Source organism: Candidatus Taylorbacteria bacterium, assembly GCA_039934295.1.
Taxonomy (GTDB): Bacteria; Patescibacteriota; Minisyncoccia; order Phycocordibacterales; family HO2-43-120; genus HO2-43-120.
Map to the genome: position 1 here is coordinate 1 of JBDTMN010000022.1, position 14,932 is coordinate 14,932.

Below are 14,932 nucleotides of genomic sequence, written 5' to 3' on the forward strand. Positions count from 1 at the left end.
GCGGGCGACGAACTTTCTTCACTGCTTTTAGAGAGTGGCTTCGTGGAATCTAAATCTGATTGGAGAAGGTTGGTGGAAGAAGGGGCAGTACACTTCGTGGGCTCGAATGAAAAAATAACTGACCCGAAATATCAAGTTATCGAGGAAATGGAGCTTCGAATAGGCAAGAAACGGTTTGTGAGGATACGTGTAAAATAATTAAAAACTTCCTCTGCTTATGCAGAGGAAGTTTTTTGTTACCATTTTTCGTCATCTGCCTCTATATCAAGCTCATCATCTTCGTCCGTGTCTGCATCAGGGTCGGCAATTGGGGGTAATTCGTCGTCATCGAGGGGAACATTTTTCATAATGTTACTTCGAGCTAAGAATGAATACGTCGTGCCTAAGACAGATACGCCTTAGACGGAAAAGTACGAAAGAGAGGTGCATTTATTTCGTAATTTAATATTAATTCGTAGCGTGTGATTATTCTGATAATATTTTTTTGCCATGTGAGGGCAAAAGTTTGGATGCCATATTAATATCAGATTCAAATTTTTTTGCAAACCAAAAATAGGGAGGGTGTGGACAACTCCTAGTCATCGGATGACTAGGAAGCAGTGGTCGCATGACCATAAATATCGCTCGCACGTTTCTTTTGTAGAACCAGAAAATCTGCCCAGCCGCAGATTTTCTTCGTTCCTTACATGAACGACGTTGGAACCTCGGTGAGGGGTAGCCTTCTGCGAGATTAACAATGTTTATGAGGTTAATCTAATATGCCCAACCAAGATATTCTCGCATTCTGTTAAAATTCCGCTGTCTTATCTTCTGGATACACTTCCAATAATGTTTTACCTTCACTATTTTTACAGGTATCCACCATCTGTCTAACCTCGGCATCTTGTAATTGTCGGCCATCCAAAACAGAGCTGTCTCCGACCACCCTTCCAATTTCCCAAGGATCATACCCGTTAGACAATCTAAGCTGACGAGTACCAACCAGCGAGATAGTTTTTACAATCTTTCCGTCTATTGTAGGCCTATTTACAGTAGAATTTATAGTCATGCGAGAGTCGAGATTTAGAAACGTTCCGTTTTCACAAACAAAATCCTTAGACATCGTTTTTAAATCACTGATACGTCGTTCTTCGGTTTTGACCATCTCAGGTGAAGTTGTAAAAATCCCTAACAAAATCGGTCTCAGTGGAAAAAACAATATGTATAGACATGCTATAAGATTAATTACGGTTAAATATGAGAAAGCGGGGTTGAACTTACTAAGCCATAAAGCAACCAAAAAAACTATGGGGTACGTAACGACAGTAATAATAAGTAACTGAAAAGGCCTGTCTGATAAAACGAGGGGTGATGCTATTGTAAAAATAATAATCCCACCAAAAATAGTACTAAAGACTACATATTCGCTTATGTGAACTATGTTAACTATCATTTTAGAGGTCATATATTTAAAATAAGCTAGAAGTAATCAAATTATACCCTTTTGCGGCAAACTGTATATGTGGACATGCTGGGAATCGAAGCTTGTAGCAGTACATTCTTCACATTTCGATGCGAAAAGTGAGCAGTCTTACCTAGCCCGTTCTGACACGGTCGGCCTAGAGCGAAAGCCTGCCCGTTCCGAAACGCCCGTCCGAACGAAACCCGCCCGAACGTGACTTCGGAACGGGCGGGTTACGTTCGGGCGGGCTCCATGTTACATGTGTCGCGTTACGCTTCGTATTGACGCAAGACACGTTATTCCCACTCCGATCGCGTCATATTCATCGTCGTTTCTGACTTTCTTTTCAATGTTAATGAGCTTGGGAATCATGGCAATCATTTGCTTTTTGTCGCCTCGTCCATAACTTGTGATAGCCATTTTCACCTGAAGGGGAGTAAACTCCTTGACCTCAATGCCATTTCTCGAGGCTTCATAAATGATGACTCCTCTTGCCTCTGCCACATTCATTGCGGTTTTCTGATTGCTGTTGAAAAACAACGTTTCGATGGCGAGTATTTCTGGCTTGAATTTGCGTATCAATTTTGCAATTTCCTTGCCGATCATGGACAGTCGCTTGTTGAACTCAATTTTGGATGGTGTCTTGAAACATTCAGAAAAAAGCAGTCGGTCGATTCTATTGTCCCGCTCCAAAATCGCGATACCGAGACGCTCGTATCCGGGGTCGATTGCTATTATACGCATAACTTTATAACTGAATAACTAATAACTGAATAACAAATAAAATAGAAGAATAATTTTTCTGGTCATGCAGTTATTCAGTTATAGGTAATACGTTATAAGTTTATTGCACATTGCAATAAACTTCCTGCACCTCTTCATTATTTTCTAATTCGTTCACTAGAGCTTCGAGCTTTATTAAATCGTCTTCGGAGAGCGGAACTGTCGTGGTTGGTGACCATACGCCATCTTTTTTTTCAAATGCCCAGGCCGCCGCGCCTATTCCCGCGAGCGCATAGCCGTTTTTTGAAAGAATGAATTTTACTTCCTGTGCCGCTTTATTACGGTTCGCTGTCAGGATTTCAATAATCATGGCGCATCCTCCCGGTCCGTACGCTTCGTAGATAATGGATTCCATCGCGCCTGCCTTGTCCGCGGTCGCCTTTTTGAGAGCTCGCTCGATGTTGTCATTTGGCATATTGGAAGCTTTCGCCCGCTCGATCGCCGTTTTTAATGCTGGGGCATTCATGTCTCCCTTTGCTTTTCTCGCTTCATCTGCTATGAGTTTTCCGAATTTGGCAAAAACCTGACTTCTTGCGCCATCCGTTTTCTCCTTTTGACGTTTTATTTGTGACCATTTATTGTGACCAGACATATGGGTAGCTTTTAGGTATTAGGTGATAGCTTCTAGTAAAGATAAAAAAAGCTCTACAATCTTTTTTCTGCAAGTTTGTAAACATCTTTTCTATGGGCAATAAGCACGATAAATACTTCTCGTTTTTCAATAATGGTAAAGAGTATTCTCCAATCTCCAACTCGAATCTTCCATAGCTGTTTTAATGTTGCATGGAGTGGAGTGCCGTAGTGTAAGGGATCAAAGGTCAGTTTCTCTTCGATAGCGCGCTTCACTCGAATCTTGATTGTTGAGTCCAAAGATGGAATATCGCGGGTTGTGACGAGATGATGGTAGGTGATAATCATTTCCAAGCAAGATGATGAGGAATATGTTTTCCTTTTTGAGCCAATCGTTGGTCTGCAATGGCGCCGAGAGCCATATCTTCCTCGATTTCGAGGGCAAGCCGAATAAGTTCCTTAGCCTTTGTTGCTTTCGGCACTTTGTCTCGAGAAGCTGCCTTATAGATTGCATCTTTCATATCGGCCGAGAGAGTAATATTCAATCTTTTTTTTGTGGTGGGCATGGGGGGAGTGTATCAAAAGTGTATCACCGTGTCAACTTCAGCAAACTTTTCTTTATTTGAAATTCTCTATACTATACTGGTAGTAAACCGCAACCAAAGAAATTCTATGAAGAAAAATATTCGGATCGGACTCGTGGGTCTCATTGTAGCTTTACTCATCATAAGTTTCTTGTTTGGATTTGAACCCCAAGTCTCCATGCGTTCATTGTCGATGCAGGGGAAAGTTTCCAACTTCACCTTTGCCGAGTATTTTTAAGGTTCGTATGGGGCGAATGGGACAAATTTTTCAGCAAAAGTAGTGGCCGTTATTGCTTATCCCGGGGCAAAAGCAGGTCGGGTTGTCCGCAAACTAATTGTGGCGGACGTGAAAAAGCAATCAAAAGTTTCGACCGGTCCCACTCTCATTCTCACACAGTCCGCTTAGAGTGGACTGTTTTTTTTGTCTAAACGCTCCATTCACGCGTCGCTTCTTAAAGAAGTTTTTTCCGAAGATTGATTAGAAATTCAGGGTTCCTTCATTTTTTTACTTGCGGAAGAATGTTCGCAATTTGAATCCACTTACTCTCGATTACGTCGAAATCATCGATTTCTGCATCAAATTCCAGACTAATCATGTCTGCGGGTTGTCCTCCACTGAAACGTCGCACGCCAAGATCTCGGAGTGCTTGCATAGTTTCTTCATCAAATTGTGTTTTCCCGAGTTCTGCTTTCGGGTAAGAAAAGCAAATGGCTTGTTTTTTTTCTGACATTCTGCCAGATTGTCCTGCAAGTGTGCCTATTATGTAGCCTTTAGCCTCTAAAATGCGAACAGCTTTTTCAATTTGCGGTTCTATGGGTGTATCTTTTTCAAAATCATTCATGAATATTTTGTCAGTTATTAAAATAATTAAAGCAATTTCTCTTGCAGATTTTTAGGAGTTTTGAGGTTGAGGTGCGCGTAACCGGAAGAGGTGACCACTCTGCCACGTGGTGTGCGCTCAATCAGACCGACTTGAAGGAGATACGGCTCGTTGAATTCTTCAATGGTTGCTTGTTCTTCGGAGAGCGATGCGGCGAGAGTATTTAGGCCGACGGGACCGCCCGAAAATTTGTTGATGATGCATCGCAGGATTTCTCTGTCAGAATTCGTAAGACCGAGAACATCAATTCCTAAAAGCGCGAGAGCGTCTCGGACCGCTTCTTTCGAGAGTTTACTTTTTTTAACCTGCGCAAAATCGCGGGAACGCTTCAAAAGATAGTTTGCCGTTCTTGGTGTAAACCGCGCACGGCTGGCGATTTCTTCCGCCGCCTCTTTTTCGATGGGGACTTTGAGAATTTTCGCAGAGCGTTTGATAATTTCCTCTATCTCTTCCTTGGTGTAGAACTCTAAGCGAAAGACTCCGCCGGAGAACCTCGACTGTAGTGGCTTCGAGAGACCTGCGATGCGCGTTGTTGCGGCAATCAAAGTAAAAGCGGGCAACTCGAGCTGGATAGTGCGCGCAGAAGGACCTTTGCCGATGATAATGTCGAGGGAGCCCGACTCCATGGCGGGGTAGAGCACTTCTTCGATTGTTTTGTTCAGGCGGTGGATTTCATCAATAAAGAGAATGTCTCCGGGAGAAAGATTGGTAAGGATTGATGCGAGATCGCCAACTTTTTCTATGGCGGGGCCAGACGTGATTTTTATCTGGGAGCCGGTCTCTTTGGCAATCAAGTGAGCGAGAGTGGTTTTTCCCAATCCCGGAGGACCATAGAAGAGTAAATGTTCCGGAGGGTGGTTCCTCTCTTTGGCAGCAGTAAGAAGAATCCGAAGATTTTCTTTGATTGATTTCTGGCCTATGTAGTCGTCCCAGCGGGAAGGGCGTAAAGTCTGGTCGAGGTATATTTCCTCGCCTTTTTCTTCCTCGTTTTCTGTTTTCTCGGGTGTTTTTTTGTTTTTACTCATCCCGTCGTGAAAAATGACATCGCTCTTGTGGAGCTTCGAGTCATTTTCTCGTTATTACTCATTAAATTTGATGTACTCGTTCCCCACACCTTAGTACGCGTGCTCTCCAATGTCATTTTCTACTACGGGACTCATAGCGCTATTATATCCCAGATGACTGGGCGATTTTCTCGAAAGACTATTGACTTTAGACACACTTTGTGCTAGACTTCCCGAAGCAATTTAAGCAGCGAGTATTGTTCAATGCTACTGAAAAAGCTCGCTTTGAACTTGAAAAAAGCTCTCAAAACTTTAACACACATCTATTTCTCAAAAAGTGTTTTCAGAAGATAAATCTCTAAGCAATGATGCGTCTTTGGCGCATAGTAACTAGCATTCGAGGACGTCCTGGTTTCGGCTGTGGCTATCCTTTGGGCCAAGTTTAAACTTTTAGTATCCGTATTGAAAGGTATTGCTTAGAGATTTATCCGCTGAATTTTAAAACTCATGGCTTTGGCGCACTCCTTCGTTGTTTCGCTCATTTACTCCTGCAATGTATGTCGCATACATTTTAGTCATAAATTCGCTTGCGCCTCGGACTGCATCCAAATCTATGAGTTTTAAATTAATTTTTCTTCTCTATAATCCATCTTACTCTCCGCCCTTTTTTTATCAATAGAAAGCTGGGGATAAATATGGCGTAATTCGTGTAGCTTGTAACGCGCAAAGTCCGAAAAGAAAATTCTCCTTTCTTACGTTACAAGTTACATGTTACACGTTACATGTCCTCCTCCAGATCGAGCACTCTTCGAAGTTCTACAAGCGAAGTCATCCCAGATAGAACTTTTAATATTCCATCCTGCTTCATATCAAGAATTCCCTGATGCTCTGCAGCTTTTCTAATTTCTCGCTCGGAGGGATTGCTCAACACCACGTCCTCGATACCCTGGTCTGTGATAATTGCTTCGTAGACGCCGGTTCTTCCTTTGTATCCCGTGTTGTTGCACTTTTCACATCCTACGCTTACCCACATTTTCTCTGCAGGCACGAGGTACGATTTGTCAAAGATGCTTGCGAGAATTTTCTCGATAATGATCTTGTCCTGCCCTTCAAGTGGTGTTTCTTTTTTGCAAAATTCACAGAGTTTTCGGACAAGCCTTTGCGCCATGGCGATGTTGATGGCGGAGGTGAATATTTTCGGATTCACTCCAAGGTCTATGAGGCGGGGGAAAGCACCTCCTGCGTTATTAGTATGGAGCGTTGAAAAGACGAGATGTCCGGTCAAGGCGGAGTTGATGGCGATCTCTGCCGTCTCCGAGTCTCTGATTTCTCCCACCATGATAATGTCCGGGTCTTGTCGCAGAGCGGAGCGAAGTCCCGAGAGGAAGGTGTATCCTTTGTCGTTATCAGTCTGGGTTTGGACAATGCCGGGGAGATGATATTCGATGGGGTCTTCGATGGTGATGATTTTGATGTCGGGAGTATGGATTTTTTTCAAAAAGGCGTAGAGGGTAGTGGTTTTTCCTGAGCCGGTGGGGCCAGTGGTGAGGATTAAACCGTTTGGCCTCGCGATTTCTTTCTCCAGAATCGCCAGAAGCTTGGCGTTGATGCCGAGGTCAGTGAGAGGGACTGAGATGCTGTTTGGATTCAACACTCGAAGCACAATAGACTCGCTGTATGCCCCGGGCAAAGTTGATGTTCTTATTTCAATATCAAGGTCGTTTATCTTTACGGAAAATCTTCCGTCCTGTGCAGTTTCTTTGACGTTCAACTTCAATCCCGAGAGAAGTTTTACCCGAGAGAGGATAAGGAAGTAAGTGTCTCTTTCAAAAGTTAAGATGGTGTTGAGAACTCCGTCAAGCCGAAAACGCAACGTCACGTATCCTTCCTCGGGTTCGATATGAATGTCGGATGCGCCGGTTGTTATTGCACCGGCTAGAATAATCTCCAAAATCCTCGATATCCTGAAACCTTTCGGCTGGGCCAGCAGTTCCTGAATATATTTTTTGATTTCTTCTTTTGTTTTGACCTTTGTCAGAAGCTCGGATATCTCCGCGTTTGAAATTTCAAGCGAGCCGGATTTCGTCTCCTCCGCGAAAGACATATCTTTGTATTTCTCCCAAGCTCCGACGAGGCTTCGCATGGATACTACGACTTTTGTGACATGAAAGCCTTTAGTTTCGAGTTCCGCCACCTGCTTTTCGGTATCGGTGTTGTCGGGCGCCACTACGGCAATTTGAATGTTTTTGTCGACAAGGTTAAACGGAGCGAGTTTGGCGACGCGAGCTTTTTGCTCGCTTACGATACGAAGTGCGTCCATGTTGATGGGCACCATCGAGAGATTCGAATACTCGAGGCCGTGTTGATTTGCCACAAGCTCCGCGAGCTCTTCTTCCTCCCGTTTGTGGAGCTCGTCCACGTCTTTATTCTGTTTGTCTTCGTCAAATTGAATCACCATTTGAATAGAGAAATTGATAGGTTCTAATTAGTATATAGCATTCAGTGGGGTAGGGCTAGTAAGAACTACTTTTTGTAACAGGTAACAGGTAACGCGAAACGTCTAAAAAGCCCTTCTTTTTCAAGCTTTTTTAGTCATTGCGCGTGAGAAACGAGGTACTTGAAAATACTTGACATTTATTTCAATTGTGATATAATTCCGCGAGATAGAGAAGAACCTTGTAATGCCAGTTACCGCTAACTTTCGGGACGAATTTCTTCCTAAACCGCGCCAGAAACTGGCGCGGTCGGGAAATCATTTCGTCTAACGAAATGATTTAGCCTTTTTCTCGAAAGTTAGCGGTAACCATCAACAAAAAACAGAAAAAAATGAAAAAAATCATTCTATGGGGCGGAATCGCACTCGGCGTAGCGATTCTCGCGGGATGCTGGGTCAACAAAAGGGAGAAGCGCTCGGCTTCTTTGTTTGTGACGACGAACGAACTTACGATTGTTCGTGAGAAAATCAGTGCGGATATTCATGCGCTCGAGGAAACGGTAACGAGCGTGCGCACGAACGTCGAGTACTTCAGCTCGTTGGGAGCACGAACCGACGAATTGGAAAAAAACCAGGGGGTCATCCTGTCTGCGCTCTCGAACCAGAGCGCCTTGATTGGCGTGTTGAATTCCAATCAGTTGAGCGTGTGCAACTCGGTCTCCAACCTAACGGTATATACAGCAGGTATTTTCAAAATGGTTGTTGAGGGGGCGTCCACCCAAAAAACGGCGACCACACCGATGGCACCCTGTGCCTCTGTGCTAACGTCCACCAATATGGAGGCTGCTGCACTTCCGGAGTCCAAGAAGACCCAGAAGGTCAAGATTACCGGGACCGGGACTCTGAAAGGGAAGGTCGTTCCTATCATCCTCCAGCAACAAGGGGGTGGGGATCTCAGGCAGGACATTGAGATTGAATTTAGGGGTGACGAAGTCAGGACCAACCTATCGACCCCCGCAGTTGGAGCGACAGGTCCAGCTCGGAGCAATTCAAGGCATGACCCACCTTTTCATCCACCAACTCCAAGTGTGGTAGAAGTGGATTGGCCACCATTTTTGGTCGGCTATAGCTACCCGGTGTTAGTCGGGGTGAGGGTTGGCAACAGTAGCCATCCGTACTTTGCCCGACCACACACCTGCAATTCGCGGTGCAGGCACTATGGCCAATAATTACAAAGTCCCAGAGATTCAATCTCTGGGCTTTTTTCTTTTTTTATTCCACATTCCACATTTCATTTCTCATTCCGATGAAATTGAGGTAGAGTGTTTCAGTGATAAAAAATGTGGGAAGCTTAGAAGAACTTCAAGAGGTCGCACGCTCAATACTTTCAGGAATCAAACCTCGCAAAAGGGGAGCGACTGTTTTTGCTTTGTCTGGAGATTTAGGCTCTGGTAAAACTGCTTTTGTAAAAATCGCAGGAAAATATTTTGGCATCAAAGAGACAATCACGAGTCCGACATTTCTCATTCTTAAAAGCTATAAGCTCGTAGCTAATAGCTTTAAGCTTCTTCACCACATCGATGCTTATAGACTGGAAAAGGGCGAAGAATTAATGAGACTTCGATTTGGGGAACTTTTGAATGATCCAAAAAATATTATTTTCATTGAATGGTCGGAGCATGTCGCGAATGTTGTTCCCAAATATGCGAAACAGATTTCGTTTCTGTTTATTGATGAATTGACTCGACAGATTGAAGTCTGATATATTTATTTTCAGCATGAACAAACCTTATTTTACCGTCGTAAAGGGAGAGGGTTTCCTTATATTCGTGAGGGATTTTTACGGACCAGAATCATCCGAAAAGGTAGAGATGTTTCTTGCTTCTTCCGAGGGTAACCAATACGTTGCAGAGACAGCTAGGGGTGAGATTCTCATTCGCTCTCCATTCGAAGTCTTGTCTCGTTCCCGAGTGACTTTTAAAGCTCTGAAACCTTTGCCGGTAAAGCTCTAGACCTTTTAGGGTGGAGCTTTTTTCTTGCAATAAATGCTAGAATCGGCAGAATGTTATCCTGTCGTTCCCGTGAAAACGGGAATCCAGGATGACTGGATATTTATCAAGTTAATTTATTGGTACAATTGAGATATGGAAAAAGGAAAAAAAACGTCCGCAATTAAAACGAGAAAGCGCCTTATTCTCCTCGATGTGCATGCGATATTGCATCGGGCGTATCATGCCCTGCCTGAATTTTCATCGTCTAAGGGCGAGCCTACCGGAGGGCTTTACGGTCTCTCCACTATGCTTTTAAAAATTGTTGAGGAACTGAAACCCGACTACATTGCTGCCTGCTACGATCTTCCGGAGAAGACATATCGGCATGAAGCATATGAGGGTTACAAAGCAGGGAGAAAAAAAGCCGACGACGCTCTCGTGTCCCAAATCATCCGTTCTCGGGACATTTTCAAAGCATTCGGCATTCCCATGTATGAGAAAGCGGGGTTCGAAGCGGACGATATGCTCGGCACTATCGTCGAAAAAATCACAAATCATAAATCAAAAACCAAAAATAATGACATCGACATTGTAATTGCATCGGGCGACATGGACACGCTTCAGCTTGTTGACGGAAAAAAAGTTCAGGTCTACACGTTGCGCAAGGGCATAAAAGACACAATCCTTTATGACGAGCAGGCTGTTCTTGAACGCTTCGGCTTCGGGCCCAAACTCCTACCCGATTACAAGGGACTTAGGGGCGACCCGTCGGATAACATTATCGGAATTAAGGGCATCGGGGAGAAGACTGCAACACTTTTGATTAAAGAATTCGGGATGATAGAAGAAATGTACAAGGCGCTAAAAAAAGGCGAAGAGCGATTCAAGAAAATCGGCATGACGCCTCGGGTGATTTTACTCTTGAGGGAAGGCGAGGAGGAAGCGAAATTTTCAAAGATGCTCGGAGAAATCAGGAGAGACGCACCGATAGAGTTTTCGTTGCCCGAGAAAAACTGTCGCGATTCTCTGAATATTCCCGAGATTACAAAGCTGTTTTCCGAGCTTGAATTCCGCGCCTTGGGGGGGAGGGTAAGGCAGGCATTCAAGCTTGAAAGCGAATCGTTTTCTCCCGACAGTCAATCCGAAGAAGCTCTCCAGGCGACCTTTCCCGGCATAGAAGAGCAGTCTGTTGACCCGAGAAAAATCAAGGAGACGGCAATCGCTCTTTGGGTACTGGACTCGAACATCACAAACCCAGGCCTCGATGAAATTTTTACCTACTCACGCTCTCGCGATTTCGGGAAGTCTCGCGAAATTATTTTAAGCGAGCTCGAAAAAAAAGGACTCTCGAATGTGTTCAAGGAGATCGAGCTCCCGCTCATTCCGGTTGTGGAAAAAATGGACGAGCGCGGGGTGAAAATCGATAAGGAATATCTGAAAAAACTTTCTGTGACGTATCACAAGGAGCTCGAAAAACTTGAAAGACAAATTTGGAAACTCGCGGGCGAGGAGTTCAACGTGAACTCTCCGAAACAGCTGGGTGTCATTCTGTTTGATAAAATGCAGATTCCAACTAAAGGCTTGAAGAAAACCGAAGGAGGAGCAAAATCGACTCGCGAGTCCGAACTCACGAAATTGAAAGGAGCGCATCCAATCATCGAACCTATTCTCTCTTACCGCGAGCTTCAAAAACTGCTCTCGACCTACATTGACAATATTCCCGCCATGCTTGATTCCAATTCTCGCCTTCACACCACTTTTATTCAGGCAGGGTCAACAACTGGACGGATGGCTTCGGAGAACCCCGGGCTTCAAAATATTCCCATTAAAACCGAACTTGGGAGGGCGATACGGAACGCTTTTGTGGCGGAGAAGGGCTTTTCCATACTGGCGCTTGATTATTCTCAAATCGAGCTTCGCATCGCGGCATTTCTTTCGGGAGATGAGAAGCTCATAGAAATTTTTAAAAAGGGAGAAGATGTGCACACGGCGGTGGCTTCGCACGTGTTTAAAGTTCCGAGGGATTTAGTGGACAAAGAAATGCGCAGGCGCGCCAAAGTTATTAACTTCGGCATCATGTACGGAATGGGAGTGAACGCGCTCCGCCTGAATTTAGGCGAGGGGGTGACGCGGGCGGATGCGCAGAAATTTTATGATGAATATTTTAGCAATTTCAAGACACTCGCGGAATATTTAGACAAAGTAAAGGCATCCGCTCTGCGACTGGGCTACACGGAAACGTTTTTCGGAAGAAGGCGATACTTTTCTGGGCTTCACTCGCCAATTCCCTACATTAAAGCATCCGCGGAAAGAATGGCGGTGAACGCGCCGATTCAGGGGACGGAGGCGGATATTATCAAGCTCGCTATGGTGGCTATTTACGAACAGATAAAAAAAGAGGGGATGGAAAAGGACGTTTTTCCGCTTTTACAAGTGCACGATGAGCTTGTCTTTGAGGTGAAAGAAAATCTGGTTGAGAAAGTCGCTCCGAAGCTGAAGAAAATTATGGAGCTCGTTTTGGATCCCAAGAAAACAAAAGGAGTTGTCTGTGTCGCGGAAGCTTCTGCGGGGAGGAGTTGGGGGGAGCTTGCGAGGGTAGGTTAAAGGTGTGAGGTTTTAGGTGTTAGCAAGTAAGAAGAAATAAGAGAAAAATGGAAAAAGAATATAAAATCAATAGCTGCAAAGACCTCATTGTTTGGCAGAAGAGCTTGAAGTTATCCGTTATTGCGTATCACCTTACTAAAAAGTTTCCTAGAGAAGAGATGTATGGTTTAACCTCGCAAATACGTCGCGCGGCTGTATCTATTCCGTCTAATATTGCTGAAGGAAGAAACAGAAACACTAAAAAAGATTTCATTCAGTTTTTGAAAATATCTTTTGGATCTACTGCGGAGATCGAAACACAGATGGAAATTGCTTCTGAATTGCAATATATAACCTCTAATGAGCTTGCCGATGTTTTGAATACAATAAGTGAAATTACACGAATGCTCCACGCGCTTTGCAGAAAATTATCCTCGTCTTTACTAACACCTAAAACCTAACACCTTACACCTATTTATGCTTTATCTCTTGTATGGCGAAAACAAAGATCAGGCTCGGGAGAAAGCTCGTGGCATGATCGATAATTTGAAGAAAAAGAAGCCAGATGCGGCGTTTTTCCATGTGACTACCGAAAATTGGAATGAAGCTACTCTCGAAGAATACATTGGGGGGCAAGGGCTCTTTTCCAACAAGTATATTGTTTTTGTGGACTCGATTTTTGAAAATAAAGAAATCAAAGAGGTGGCGGTAAAAAAAATAAAGGAGATGGCAGAGTCGCAGAATATTTTTATCGTTCTTGAAGGCGAGCTCGACAAGGCGACGTTTACCAAATTTGAAAAGTGCGCGGAGAAGGTGCAGTCGTTTGGCGTGAAAGGCGAGACGCATGGGGAAGCACAAGCCCGGGAATTCAATATATTTTCACTCGGCGACGCATTGGGGAGGCGAGACAAAAAAAATCTTTGGGTTCTGTATAACAAGGCAAAGAGGGCGGGACTTGAGGACGAGCAGATTCACGGGACGCTTTTTTGGTCAGTGAAGAATATGATTTTGGCCTGCAATCTGGAGAGCGCAAAAGAAGCGGGGTTGAATCCGTACGTATTCGGCAAGGCGCGAAACTTTGCTCACAATTTCAAATACGAAGAGTTGGGGGCTCTTGCTTCAGGTCTCGTTGCTCTCTATCATGATTCAAGACGAGGAATTTCGGACCTCGATGTGGCTCTCGAGCGATTTATTCTTTCCATATGAAAAAAAGCGTTCCCGTAGGAACGCCTTGACTCTACACGTCGAGTGCGATGTCGGAGCGATACATCATTCCTTCAAGCCCGATTGCGCTCACAGCTTTGTAAGCCTTGCGTCGCGCTCCTTCAAATGTGTCTGCCAACGCCGTGATTCCCAAAACCCTTCCTCCTGATGTCACGATGTGGCCCTTTTCCCGACTCGTGCCTGCGTGGAACACTTTCGCATATTTCTCGGCTACATTGAGTCCGTAGACCCGTCTGCCGATTTCCGGTGTCCCCGGATATCCTTTTGAGGCGACAACCACAGAGACCGCCTTTTTCACGCTCCACTCAAGGTTGACTTCGTGAAGCTTCCCTTCCACACAGGCGAGGAGAACTTCGACCAGACTGTTTTTGAGGCGCATGAGGATGACTTGGGCTTCCGGGTCGCCAAAGCGGACGTTGAATTCGAGAACCTTTGGTCCGTCCTTGGTGAGCATGATTCCGATGTAGAGCACGCCTTTAAAAGTAATGCCCTCTTTTCGACATCCTTCTTGCCAAGGAATCACGATCTTGTTTTCAATCACGCGGATGAGTGCAAGTGTGAGAAACGGATGAGGGGAGTACGCTCCCATTCCTCCCGTGTTCAATCCTTGATCTCCGGCAAGTGCTCGTTTGTAATCACGGGCGCCTTCAAGAATTTTGAAGGTGTTGCCGTCGCAGAGAACATGGATGGAGATTTCTTCTCCTTCGAGGAGTTCTTGGATCACAATGTTTTCCCCGGCTGCTCCAAAACGTTTCTCGACAAGGATGGCTCTGATCGCACCCAAAGACTCTGTTTCGTTTTTGCAAACGAGAGCTCCTTTTCCTGCCGCCAGTCCGTCCGCCTTTACGACGCACTTGTTGTCGAGCCACGAGGCAAATCGGGCCGCAACTTTTGCATCATGGAACCATCCGGCATTTGGAGTCGGGATTTTGTGCCGAACCATGAACTTCTGGGCGAGGACCTTTGACCCTTCAAATTGCGCGGCACATTGGTTTGGGCCGAAGATGGGAAGTTTCTTTGATTCAAACAAGTCGGTGATTCCTCCAATGAGAGGGATTTCAGGTCCGACCACTGTGAGATTTATTCCAAATGCTTCTGCGAAAAGTGCGAGTTTCTCCATTTCCAAGGGAGTTATGTTGATGCGTTTCAGAATTTTTCCATTTCGAAGCCGCTCCCGCGCAATGCCGGGGTTTCCTGGTGCGCACCACAGAGAGGTTACTCCCGGGTCTTGTGCCAGTTTCCAAACAAGGGCGTGCTCCCGCCCACCGCTTCCGATGACGAGTACTTTCAGGTTTCTTTTCATATTCAGTGTCAGTTTTGGGTTTTTTGCCGTCGTTACTGTCCGATTCAAAACTAGCACAAAGTATTGAAATTGCAACCCTATGTATAAGGCCACCCATCTTTGCACTCTCCGCCTCTCGTTAGTTGATAACGGTT

Annotated in this window: 17 protein-coding genes; 8 read left to right on the top strand and 9 right to left on the bottom strand. The window is 44.9% G+C overall.

Going from position 1 to position 14,932, the window contains the following annotated elements:
• A partial coding sequence (locus ABI430_05105) for a tyrosine--tRNA ligase (protein MEO8638245.1) occupies positions 1-198 on the top strand: 198 nt, incomplete at its 5' end.
• 589 nt (positions 199-787) lie between these two features.
• Here ABI430_05105 and ABI430_05110 read toward each other — a convergent pair.
• The 5 genes from ABI430_05110 to ABI430_05130 all read right to left on the bottom strand — a co-directional run bounded on the left by ABI430_05110 (position 788) and on the right by ABI430_05130 (position 3,360).
• On the bottom strand, positions 788-1,444 hold the full coding sequence (locus ABI430_05110) for a hypothetical protein (GenBank protein ID MEO8638246.1): 657 nt from the start codon (positions 1,442-1,444) through the stop codon (positions 788-790).
• Positions 1,445-1,696: 252 nt separating this feature from the next.
• A complete protein-coding gene (locus tag ABI430_05115) occupies positions 1,697-2,185 on the bottom strand; it encodes a crossover junction endodeoxyribonuclease RuvC (GenBank protein ID MEO8638247.1) in 489 nt (162 codons plus the stop codon).
• Between the two features lie 100 nt (positions 2,186-2,285).
• Positions 2,286-2,816, bottom strand: coding sequence for a YebC/PmpR family DNA-binding transcriptional regulator (locus ABI430_05120; protein MEO8638248.1), 531 nt, complete (start codon positions 2,814-2,816; stop codon positions 2,286-2,288).
• 53 nt (positions 2,817-2,869) lie between these two features.
• Positions 2,870-3,142 (bottom strand): type II toxin-antitoxin system RelE/ParE family toxin, encoded by a 273-nt coding sequence (locus ABI430_05125; GenBank protein MEO8638249.1) that lies wholly within the window; start codon positions 3,140-3,142, stop codon positions 2,870-2,872.
• The gene (locus ABI430_05130) at positions 3,139-3,360 is read right to left on the bottom strand and encodes a hypothetical protein (protein ID MEO8638250.1); all 222 of its coding nucleotides are present in this window, start codon (positions 3,358-3,360) and stop codon (positions 3,139-3,141) included. The genes ABI430_05125 and ABI430_05130 overlap by 4 nt, the downstream gene beginning before the upstream one ends.
• Before the next feature lie 106 nt (positions 3,361-3,466).
• On the opposite strand from ABI430_05130, the gene ABI430_05135 reads away from it, so the two are divergent.
• Complete coding sequence (locus ABI430_05135; GenBank protein ID MEO8638251.1) at positions 3,467-3,616, top strand: hypothetical protein; 150 nt, start codon at positions 3,467-3,469, stop codon at positions 3,614-3,616.
• Between the two features lie 259 nt (positions 3,617-3,875).
• Here ABI430_05135 and ABI430_05140 read toward each other — a convergent pair whose 3' ends face one another.
• The 3 genes from ABI430_05140 to ABI430_05150 all read right to left on the bottom strand — a co-directional run bounded on the left by ABI430_05140 (position 3,876) and on the right by ABI430_05150 (position 7,721).
• Positions 3,876-4,220, bottom strand: coding sequence for a hypothetical protein (locus ABI430_05140; protein ID MEO8638252.1), 345 nt, complete (start codon positions 4,218-4,220; stop codon positions 3,876-3,878).
• A 26-nt stretch (positions 4,221-4,246) separates the two neighbouring features.
• Entirely contained in the window at positions 4,247-5,284 is a 1,038-nt protein-coding gene (gene ruvB / locus ABI430_05145; protein ID MEO8638253.1) for a Holliday junction branch migration DNA helicase RuvB, read from the bottom strand.
• Positions 5,285-6,041: 757 nt separating this feature from the next.
• Positions 6,042-7,721, bottom strand: a complete 1,680-nt coding sequence (locus ABI430_05150; protein MEO8638254.1) for an ATPase, T2SS/T4P/T4SS family — start codon at positions 7,719-7,721, stop codon at positions 6,042-6,044.
• 368 nt (positions 7,722-8,089) lie between these two features.
• On the opposite strand from ABI430_05150, the gene ABI430_05155 reads away from it, so the two are divergent.
• From ABI430_05155 to ABI430_05180, 6 genes are all read left to right on the top strand, one after another.
• Positions 8,090-8,926 carry a hypothetical protein gene (locus ABI430_05155; GenBank protein MEO8638255.1) on the top strand — a complete coding sequence of 279 codons (837 nt, stop codon included), beginning with the start codon at positions 8,090-8,092 and terminating at the stop codon, positions 8,924-8,926.
• Positions 8,927-9,039: 113 nt separating this feature from the next.
• Entirely contained in the window at positions 9,040-9,459 is a 420-nt protein-coding gene (gene tsaE / locus ABI430_05160; protein ID MEO8638256.1) for a tRNA (adenosine(37)-N6)-threonylcarbamoyltransferase complex ATPase subunit type 1 TsaE, read from the top strand.
• Between the two features lie 16 nt (positions 9,460-9,475).
• The gene (locus tag ABI430_05165; protein ID MEO8638257.1) at positions 9,476-9,709 is read left to right on the top strand and encodes a hypothetical protein; all 234 of its coding nucleotides are present in this window, start codon (positions 9,476-9,478) and stop codon (positions 9,707-9,709) included.
• A 132-nt stretch (positions 9,710-9,841) separates the two neighbouring features.
• A complete protein-coding gene (locus ABI430_05170; GenBank protein MEO8638258.1) occupies positions 9,842-12,292 on the top strand; it encodes a DNA polymerase in 2,451 nt (816 codons plus the stop codon).
• 47 nt (positions 12,293-12,339) lie between these two features.
• Positions 12,340-12,732: a four helix bundle protein gene (locus ABI430_05175; GenBank protein ID MEO8638259.1), complete on the top strand. Its 393-nt coding sequence runs from the start codon at positions 12,340-12,342 to the stop codon at positions 12,730-12,732.
• 16 nt (positions 12,733-12,748) lie between these two features.
• Positions 12,749-13,477 (top strand): hypothetical protein, encoded by a 729-nt coding sequence (locus tag ABI430_05180; protein MEO8638260.1) that lies wholly within the window; start codon positions 12,749-12,751, stop codon positions 13,475-13,477.
• Between the two features lie 31 nt (positions 13,478-13,508).
• Here ABI430_05180 and purD read toward each other — a convergent pair.
• A partial coding sequence (purD, locus tag ABI430_05185) for a phosphoribosylamine--glycine ligase (GenBank protein MEO8638261.1) occupies positions 13,509-14,932 on the bottom strand: 1,424 nt, incomplete at its 5' end.

Bases quoted from the DNA above. Each gene is read 5' to 3' on its own strand.
- ABI430_05175 (MEO8638259.1), top strand. From the start codon at position 12,340: ATGGAAAAAGAATATAAAATCAATAGCTGCAAAGACCTCATTGTTTGG.
- ABI430_05165 (MEO8638257.1), top strand. From the start codon at position 9,476: ATGAACAAACCTTATTTTACCGTCGTAAAGGGAGAGGGTTTCCTTATA.
- ruvB (MEO8638253.1), bottom strand. From the start codon at position 5,284: ATGAGTAAAAACAAAAAAACACCCGAGAAAACAGAAAACGAGGAAGAA.
- ABI430_05150 (MEO8638254.1), bottom strand. From the start codon at position 7,721: ATGGTGATTCAATTTGACGAAGACAAACAGAATAAAGACGTGGACGAG.
- ABI430_05130 (MEO8638250.1), bottom strand. From the start codon at position 3,360: ATGCCCACCACAAAAAAAAGATTGAATATTACTCTCTCGGCCGATATG.
- ABI430_05135 (MEO8638251.1), top strand. From the start codon at position 3,467: ATGAAGAAAAATATTCGGATCGGACTCGTGGGTCTCATTGTAGCTTTA.
- ABI430_05120 (MEO8638248.1), bottom strand. From the start codon at position 2,816: ATGTCTGGTCACAATAAATGGTCACAAATAAAACGTCAAAAGGAGAAA.
- ABI430_05170 (MEO8638258.1), top strand. From the start codon at position 9,842: ATGGAAAAAGGAAAAAAAACGTCCGCAATTAAAACGAGAAAGCGCCTT.
- ABI430_05125 (MEO8638249.1), bottom strand. From the start codon at position 3,142: ATGATTATCACCTACCATCATCTCGTCACAACCCGCGATATTCCATCT.
- ABI430_05115 (MEO8638247.1), bottom strand. From the start codon at position 2,185: ATGCGTATAATAGCAATCGACCCCGGATACGAGCGTCTCGGTATCGCG.
- ABI430_05180 (MEO8638260.1), top strand. From the start codon at position 12,749: ATGCTTTATCTCTTGTATGGCGAAAACAAAGATCAGGCTCGGGAGAAA.
- ABI430_05155 (MEO8638255.1), top strand. From the start codon at position 8,090: ATGAAAAAAATCATTCTATGGGGCGGAATCGCACTCGGCGTAGCGATT.
- ABI430_05110 (MEO8638246.1), bottom strand. From the start codon at position 1,444: ATGACCTCTAAAATGATAGTTAACATAGTTCACATAAGCGAATATGTA.
- ABI430_05140 (MEO8638252.1), bottom strand. From the start codon at position 4,220: ATGAATGATTTTGAAAAAGATACACCCATAGAACCGCAAATTGAAAAA.